At 64.8% G+C, this 7916-nt stretch carries 7 protein-coding genes and 2 pseudogenes; 4 read left to right on the top strand and 5 right to left on the bottom strand.

What is annotated here, in order from left to right:
• Both groL and groES read right to left on the bottom strand, forming a co-directional pair.
• Positions 1–1182, bottom strand: a pseudogene (gene groL, locus AUC68_RS03660) (chaperonin GroEL); the annotation flags it as partial.
• Positions 1183–1322: 140 nt separating this feature from the next.
• A complete protein-coding gene (groES, locus tag AUC68_RS03655; RefSeq protein WP_069436392.1) occupies positions 1323–1610 on the bottom strand; it encodes a co-chaperone GroES in 288 nt (95 codons plus the stop codon).
• Positions 1611–2044: 434 nt separating this feature from the next.
• Between groES and AUC68_RS03650 the strand changes: the two genes are divergently transcribed.
• A complete protein-coding gene (locus tag AUC68_RS03650; RefSeq protein ID WP_069436391.1) occupies positions 2045–3778 on the top strand; it encodes an EAL domain-containing protein in 1734 nt (577 codons plus the stop codon).
• 58 nt (positions 3779–3836) lie between these two features.
• Here the strand turns inward: AUC68_RS03650 and AUC68_RS03645 are convergent, their stop codons facing one another.
• On the bottom strand, positions 3837–4145 hold the full coding sequence (locus AUC68_RS03645; RefSeq protein ID WP_141701073.1) for a hypothetical protein: 309 nt from the start codon (positions 4143–4145) through the stop codon (positions 3837–3839).
• Between the two features lie 131 nt (positions 4146–4276).
• Here AUC68_RS03645 and AUC68_RS03640 point away from each other — a divergent pair, with 131 nt between their 5' ends.
• Positions 4277–5185: a TIGR01459 family HAD-type hydrolase gene (locus AUC68_RS03640; protein WP_141701072.1), complete on the top strand. Its 909-nt coding sequence runs from the start codon at positions 4277–4279 to the stop codon at positions 5183–5185.
• Here AUC68_RS03640 and AUC68_RS03635 read toward each other — a convergent pair.
• Positions 5182–5571 carry a response regulator gene (locus tag AUC68_RS03635; RefSeq protein ID WP_069436410.1) on the bottom strand — a complete coding sequence of 130 codons (390 nt, stop codon included), beginning with the start codon at positions 5569–5571 and terminating at the stop codon, positions 5182–5184. The two genes, AUC68_RS03640 and AUC68_RS03635, sit on opposite strands and share 4 nt — an antisense overlap.
• 180 nt (positions 5572–5751) lie before the next feature.
• On the opposite strand from AUC68_RS03635, the gene AUC68_RS03630 reads away from it, so the two are divergent.
• Positions 5752–6189, top strand: a complete 438-nt coding sequence (locus AUC68_RS03630; protein WP_069436389.1) for a MaoC family dehydratase — start codon at positions 5752–5754, stop codon at positions 6187–6189.
• A gap of 25 nt (positions 6190–6214) precedes the next feature.
• Positions 6215–7287: pseudogene (gene ribF / locus AUC68_RS18575) on the top strand (bifunctional riboflavin kinase/FMN adenylyltransferase).
• Here ribF and AUC68_RS16925 read toward each other — a convergent pair.
• Positions 7220–7843 (bottom strand): hypothetical protein, encoded by a 624-nt coding sequence (locus AUC68_RS16925; protein WP_193407071.1) that lies wholly within the window; start codon positions 7841–7843, stop codon positions 7220–7222. The pseudogene ribF and the gene AUC68_RS16925 overlap by 68 nt on opposite strands.
• Positions 7844–7916 lie beyond the last annotated feature (73 nt).

Raw genomic sequence — 7916 nt, 5'->3', positions numbered from 1 at the left:
GATCCTTCTTCTCCTTCACCTCGACCTCGGTGGCACCGCCGACCTTGATCACCGCCACACCGCCGGCGAGCTTCGCCTGACGCTCCTGCAGCTTCTCACGGTCGTAGTCGGACGTGGTGTCCTCGATCTGCTGACGGATCTGCGACACGCGCGCGTCGATCTCGTCCTTCTTGCCGCCGCCACGCACGATGGTCGTGTCGTCCTTGGTGATGTTGACGCGCTTGGCCTTGCCGAGCATCTGCACCGTGACGTTCTCGAGCTTGATCCCGAGATCCTCGGAGACCATCTCGCCGCCCGTCAGGATCGCGATGTCCTGCAGCATGGCCTTGCGGCGATCGCCGAAGCCCGGGGCCTTCACGGCCGCGACCTTCAAGCCGCCGCGCAGCTTGTTGACCACGAGCGTGGCCAGAGCCTCGCCCTCGACGTCCTCGGCGATGATGAGCAGCGGACGGCCCGACTGCACGACGGACTCGAGCAGCGGCAGCATGGCCTGCAGGCCCGACAGCTTCTTTTCGTAGATGAGGATGTAGGGGTTCTCGAGCTCGGTCGTCATCTTCTCGGCATTGGTGACGAAGTAGGGCGAGATGTAGCCGCGATCGAACTGCATGCCCTCGACCACTTCGAGCTCCGAATCGAGGCTCTTGGCTTCCTCGACCGTGATCACGCCCTCATTGCCGACCTTCTTCATGGCCTGGGCGATCATGTCGCCGATGGCCTTCTCGCCATTGGCCGAAATCGTGCCGACCTGGGCGATCTCCGCCGAGCCCGAGACTTCCTTGGACTGCTTCTTGATGGTCTCGATCACTTCGGCCACGGCCTTGTCGATGCCCCGCTTCAAGTCCATCGGGTTCATCCCGGCGGCCACGGCCTTCAGGCCTCCCGCACGATCGCCTGGGCCAGGACCGTTGCGGTCGTGGTGCCGTCGCCCGCCGTCTCGTTGGTCTTGGACGCGACCTCTTTGAGCATTTGGGCGCCCATGTTCTCGAACTTGTCTTCAAGCTCGATCTCCTTGGCCACGGTCACGCCGTCCTTGGTGGTGCGCGGCGCACCGAACGACTTTTCGATAATGACGTTGCGGCCCTTGGGACCGAGCGTCACTTTCACGGCGTTCGCAAGCACGTCGACGCCCTTGAGCATGCGCTCACGGGCCTCGGCGGCGAACACGACGTCTTTTGCTGCCATTGAATTGCTCTCCGTTTGTCTAGCTGGCGTCACCCCGAGGTGTGAGGCCGCTTGCGGCCAAACCCCGAAGGGTGGAGTGGATATCTTGCATCCTTCGAGGCTCGCGCATGCGTGAGCACCTCAGGACGACGAACGATGTGTCAGCCGAGAACGCCCATGATGTCGGACTCCTTCATGATGAGGAGGTCGTCGCCATCGATCTTGACTTCGGTGCCGGACCATTTGCCGAACAGGACCGTGTCGCCAGCCTTCACGCCAAGCGGCTGAACCTTGCCATCCTCACCGCGGGCGCCGGGGCCCACGGAGACGACTTTGCCAGTCTGCGGCTTCTCGGCCGCGGTGTCCGGAATGATGATCCCGCCTTTGGTCTTCTGCTCTTCCTCGAGCCGTTTGACCACCACACGGTCATGCAGGGGACGGAATTTCATGAATATGCGCTCCTAATTTTCTGGAACTCTGCCGACTGGCACTCAGGCCTCCCGAGTGCTAGCGATGCCGCTTGTACGAAGGCTTGGGGCGGGCGCAAGACGGAGGCGCCGCAACGCTCCGAGCGGCGGCGCATTGGGTCTGACGACAGGGAATTGGGAACCCGTCCGCCAAAGTGCAACCGCGTGCGGTCGCGGGACCGCAAGTCCGGTATGCGGCTGCCGATATCTCGCCGATACGCCTCAAGATCGGTGGTAGAGGACGTGCACGGCCAATTTGGTGTTGCTTTGCAATAGCCTGTCGCCCATGATTTCCAAAGCGAGGGGCGGCGCGACCAGCCAGGACCAATCGATCGGGCGGAGCCATGTTTTCATGGGGGCGCCGTCCATTTGAGCAGGTCCTGACTGTACCCGGCGCCGCGTCAGGAGGGCTCGCAATGCTTGACGTGATCGTTCTGGTGGCAATGGCCGTGACGGCTGCCGCCTTCGGCGCCGGCTTGACCATGCAGGCCGGGTTGCCGCTGCTGCCGGTGCTCATTGGCGCCATCGCGCTATTCCTGGTCATGGCGTCGACCTATTTCAGGGCTGGCCGTGGCGGCGGGGGCGGCGGCGACCGTGTCGACGATCTCGAACAGGCCCTCGAAGTGATCGACATCGACCTGCAACGGCTCGACCGCGTCGAAGACGGCATGGCCCGGCTCCAGGCGCTCCACGACCGGCTCGACCAGCAATTGGCGGGCGGCGCGGTCGGGGGCGCGAGCGCCCAGGGCCTGTCCGCCGATCTCGAGAATGTCTACGCGCGGATCGAGACCGTCCGCGCCGAGGTCGTCAATGAGAGCCGCGCGCAACGCCAGAAGATCATCGACGATCTCGGCGCCCTCGAGGGCCTGATCGCCCGCATGGCGGGGCAGGTTTCGGGCGCCTCGGCCACCGCGAGCGCGCCGCCTGCGGCGGCATTCGTCGCCACGGACGCGCCGGTCGAGATCGAACCTCAACCGGAGGACCTGTGGGAACCCGAGCCGATCGAAGAGCTCGAGCCGGTTGCCGAGCCTGAGCCCGAGCTCATTGTCGAGCCGGAGCCCGAACCTGAGCCCGAGCCCGAGCTCATCGTCGAGCCCGAACCCGAGCCCGAACTGGTTCTGGAACCCGAGCCGACCCCGGCCGAGGACATCGAGCCCGAAGCGCCGTCCGAGCCAGAAACGCCGTCCGAGCCCGAACAGGAGCCGTCGGGGCCTGAACCGGAACCGAGCGACGAGGACGACGACGCTGGCACCGAGGACCGGGAGCGTGGCCGGGAGGAGGCAATTCTGGCCGCCGCCCTGGCCGCGGCGCAGCCGGAACCGGAGCCGGAGCCCGAGCCCGAACCGGAGGAAGTCTTCGAAGAGCTGGGCTACGACCTTTCGGACGATGACGACGATGCGATGCTCGAGATCATCCGCGAGGGTATCGAGCAGGGCCGGGTGGATCTGTATTTGCAGCCGACCGTGACCTTGCCCGGCCGCAAGGTCCGGTATTTCGAAGGGCTGACCCGCATTCGGAAGGGCGATGGCGAGATCGTCATGCCGGGCGATTACATGCCCGTGGCCAAGCGCTCGGCGCTCATGCCGCTGATCGACAACGTCCTGGTTGTACGCGCCGTCCAGGTGTTGCGGCGCCTTGGGCCCGATGCGCCGATCGAGGGCGTCTTCGCCAATATCTCGATGCATTCCCTGCTCGATCCCGACTATTTTCCCGAGCTGATCGAGTTCATGGAGGAGAACGCGAGTCTCAGCGACCGGCTGATCTTCGAGATCAGTCAGGCCGAAATGCAGGGCTTGAACGAGTCCGAAATCGGCTGCCTGGAAACGTTGGCGGCTCTGGGCTTCGGGTATTGTCTCGACAATGTGGTCGATCTGGAAACCGGCTTCGACGGTTTGAGCGACCGCAATTTCCGCTTCGCGAAGATCTCCGCGGCACAGTTCCTGGGTGGACCGGGGCGCAACGCGGCCGACCTCAAGCGGCGCCTCGACGCGGCCGGCATTCAGCTCATCATTGAAAAGGTCGAGAAGGAAAGCGATGTGGCGCGCCTCCTCGACCACGGCATCGAACTGGCGCAGGGCCATCTCTTTGCCGAGGCCGAGCCGATGAACGCGGCGCTGTCGCGCGAGCTGTCCAACGCCGGCGCCTCGTAGGGCACGCCAGCCGCCGAGCCCGCGCGACGGCGCGCGCTAGAGGCGCCCGATGCGCCTGCTACTCGCCTGTTTCCAGGTCCTTCTCGATGGCGCTGTCTTCCATATCGCCGCCGGTATCCGGGCGTTCGGGGGCGGGCATCATCTCCTCGCCGGACTTCGTCTTGGGTGCGGGAACCTCATCGGGCACCAGATCTTCCTCGACGGAGAGGTCTTCCTGGTCCGTGACAGGCAGCACCAAAGACGCGCCGGAGTCCAGACTGTGCGGCGTCAGGGCCACGGCCGGGCCCCCGGCCAATGCGAAAGCGGCAAGTCCCAATGCCAAAGCGGCAGGTCCTGCAATCCAAACCATCCCATTCAAACGGCACATGGTCGCCTCCTAGCGATGTTGGGCAATGTCGCCGCACGCAGCCTATCATCGCTTGGCGTTTGCTCGTAGCGCTTCGACACGCCGCATCGGCGCGCCTTGACCGGCGGCGTCCGAGCCTCTAACCGAGCGCCATGGAAGCTTCCCTGCAAATCCCCGTGATCGAATCCATCCGCGAAATCGGCGGCGTCCGCCGCGTCTGGTTCGTCGATATCTGGGGCGTGATGCACAATGGGCGCGATGCCTTTCCCGATGCGTCGGCGGCGACGCGCGCCTTCCGGGACACGGGCGGCGTGGTCGTGCTGTTGTCGAACTCGCCGCGGCCGAGTCCGGACCTTCAGGAGCAGCTTCGCCTCATCGGCGTGCCGGACGACGCCTATGACGCCACCGTGTCGTCGGGTGACCTCACGCGCCACGAGCTCGCCAAGCACAAGGGCGCCCGCGTGTTCCATCTGGGGCCGGATCGCGACCGGCCGATCTTCGAGAACGCCGAGGTCACCCTGACGGGCCCGGAGGACGCCGAGTTGATCGTCTGCTCCGGCCTGTTCGACGACGAGGTCGAGACGCCGGAGGACTATGTCGAGCTGTTGTCGAGCCTTGCGGCGCGCGGCGTGCCCATGATCTGCGCCAACCCCGACCACAAGGTCGAGCGCGGCCACCAGTTGCTCTACTGCGCCGGCGCGCTGGCCGCGGCCTATGAGGGTCTCGGCGGCAACGCCGTCTATGCGGGAAAGCCGCACCGGCCGGTCTACGAGCTGGCGTTCGAAACCGCCGCCAGAATCGCGGCGCGCGCGGCGAAACCATCGCGAAGTCCGACGTGCTCGCCATTGGCGATGGTGCCAAGACCGACATCATCGGTGCAGGCGTGTTCGGCGTGCCGTCCGTGTTTGTCGCAAGCCGCTGCATGCGCCGGACGAGAGTGTCGGGCTCCTGGACGCCGGGCACTTGGCGGCTCTCTTTGCCGAGGAGCCCAGCCCCCCGATTGCCGCCACGCACGGGCTTCGCTGGTAGCGGTGCCAGCGGTTCCGGCCGGGCCGTGCTAGGGGCGCCCGTCGAACAGGGCGTCGATCTTCGACCTCAGCGTGACCGCATTGAACGGCTTCAGGATGTAGTTGCTGACGCCGGCATGCTTTGCCGCAGCCCGGTCCTCGGACGTATCGTTCGCGGTGACCATGATGAACGGTGTGCGGGCGAGGCCGCCGTCCCGGCGCACCTCGCGCAGCAGGTCGTAGCCCGTCATCGGCGCCATGTCCCAGTCGGAGATGACGAGCCCGTAGTCCCGCTCGTGCATCATCTCGAGCGCCGCTCTGCCGTCGCTGGCGCCGTCCACATCTTCAAAGCCGAGTTGTCTCAGGAAGTTGCGAATGATCCGCAGCATCATCCTGTAATCGTCGACAACCAGCACCGGCATATTGAAATCGAGTGCCATGGCCATCCTCCGTCTGCCTCGTTCGAGGCTATGGAGAAGGGGTAAATGAAGCTTTAAACACCTGTTCTGCAAAGGGTTTTAGAGGGAGCTCGTGGGCGGCCGAGTTCTGTTGCGGTGCCGCAAGGCCTTCGCTATTTTGCGCCCCTCTTGTGATGAACAACACCGTAGGGAGAAGAACGAATGAGCCTCGATCACGGCTACTATCTGGAAGATTTGTCGCCCGGAATGGAGGCCAGCGTCTCCAAGACCGTGACGAACGAGGACATCACCGGGTTCGCCGAGCTCTCCGGCGACATCAATCCCGTGCATCTGAACGAAGAGTTCGCCGCCGGAACCATCTTCAAGAAGCGGATCGCGCACGGCTTCCTGACGGGTTCGCTGTTCTCCACGGTGCTGGGCACGAAACTGCCGGGGCCGGGCTGCGTGTACATGTCGCAGACCATGAAGTTCAAAGGCCCGGTTTTCATCGGCGACGAACTCGTGGCAACCTGCACGGTGACCAATGTCGACCTGGAGAAGGGGCGCGTGTCGTTCGATTGCGTCTGCGAGGCCAATGGCAGGCCCGTCCTCACCGGTGAGGCTCTTCTGATGGTTTCCCGCCGGCCCACCGGAGAATAGTCCGGTCCAACCTGAAGGATTTCCGATGGACATCGTCCGCTCCTGGCGGGAAGCGCCGCCGGACCTGAAAGGCGCGGTCCTTGCCATCGGAAATTTCGACGGGGTCCATCGCGGGCATCAGGCGGTTCTCGGCGTCGCGAAGGCGATCGCGGCGGCCGAAGGCCGAAAGACGGGCGCCGTGATTTTCGAACCGCATCCGCGGGAATTCTTTGCTCCCAGCAGACCCTTTTTCCGGCTGACGCCCTTGCCGGTGAAGCTGGAACTCCTCGAGGCCCTGGGCCTCGACCTGGTGTTCGTGCTGCCATTCGACCGGGCACTCGCGGACCTGTCGGCCGATGCCTTCGCGGCCGATGTCTTGGGCGAGGCGTTCGGCGCGGACCATGTGGTGGTGGGGTACGACTTCACCTATGGCAAGGGGCGCGCCGGCACGGTCGCCCATCTTGCTGCGGCGGGCGAGGCGCAAGGCTACGGGGTCGATGTGGTCGAACCGGTCCAGCTCGCAGGTACGACGGTCTTCGCGTCCAGCGCGATCCGGGATTATCTCTCCACGGGCCGCGTGCGCGCCGCGGCCGAGCAGCTCGGCTATTGGTGGCGGGCGCGCGGCGCGGTCGCGCGCGGCGCGGGCCGGGGCCAGGGGCTCGGGTTCCCCACGGTCAATTTCAAACTCCTGCCGGGCCAGGATGTGTGCCACGGCATCTACGCCATGCGCGTGCACCACGCGGGCGCCGCTACGACGCGGCGGGCTATGTCGGGCCGCGTCCGACCTTCGGCGCGGGCGATCCGGAACTCGAGGCCTTCCTGTTCGACTTTTCCGGCGATATCTACGACCGGACCATCGAAGTCGAGTTCATCGACTTCATCCGTCCCGACGAGACCTTTCCCAACGGGGAGCGCTCGCGGCGCAGATGGAGAAGGACTGCGAGGCCGTGCGTGCCGTTCTGGCGGGCGTCGAGGCCAACGATCCCATGCGGCAATTTCCGCTCGGCGCGGCGCTCGCTACGCGAACACTGGATTGTGGCTAGCCCGGTTGCTAGAACGCCTCGCAAAGAGAATCGCGGCCAATCAGGGAAGCTGAAGGCCGAACCCGGGCGGACGTAAGAATCATGGTCACCAAGTCGACGAGCGGCAAATCCGCCGCCAGCCCTGCGCGCAAGACGAAGAAGACGTCCGCAGGCAAGACAACCAGCAAGACAACCAGCAAGACGGCGAAGAAGACGGTCACGGCGGCGGCCCCGGCCAAAGCCGCGCGGAAATCTGCCGCCAAAAAGACCATTGCCAAGAAGACTGCGACCAGGAAGACAGCGGCCAAGAAGACAGCGACCAAGAACCCCGCGAAGAAAACTGTCGCGAAGAAGGCGGCGCCGAAAAGGGCCGCGAAAAAGGCCGCTCCAAGGAAGGCGGTGAAGAAGACCGTCGCAAAGAAGACCACGCGGAAGACGGTTGCCAAGAAGACCGTCAACAAGAAAACCGTCAAGAAGGCACCGGCGAGAAAGACAGCCGCGACGAAGAAGACGGTCAGGAAGACGAGCCTCAAAAAGGCCACGGCCAAAAGAACCGCAGTCAAGAAAGCGACCGCGAAGAAAGCCACCGCCAAGAAAGCGACCGCCAAAAAAGTCTCCGCCAAGAAGACAGTCGCCAAAAAGACGGCCGTCAAGAAAGCGGCGCCCAAGACGTCCGCGAAGAAGCGCGCGGCGAAGAAGAGCCGCGTAGCGGCAAAGCCCGCGGCG

It is taken from the genome of Methyloceanibacter methanicus, assembly GCF_001723285.1.
Classification (GTDB): Bacteria; Pseudomonadota; Alphaproteobacteria; order Rhizobiales; family Methyloligellaceae; genus Methyloceanibacter; species Methyloceanibacter methanicus.
This window is presented reverse-complemented; position numbering and strand designations above follow the sequence as displayed.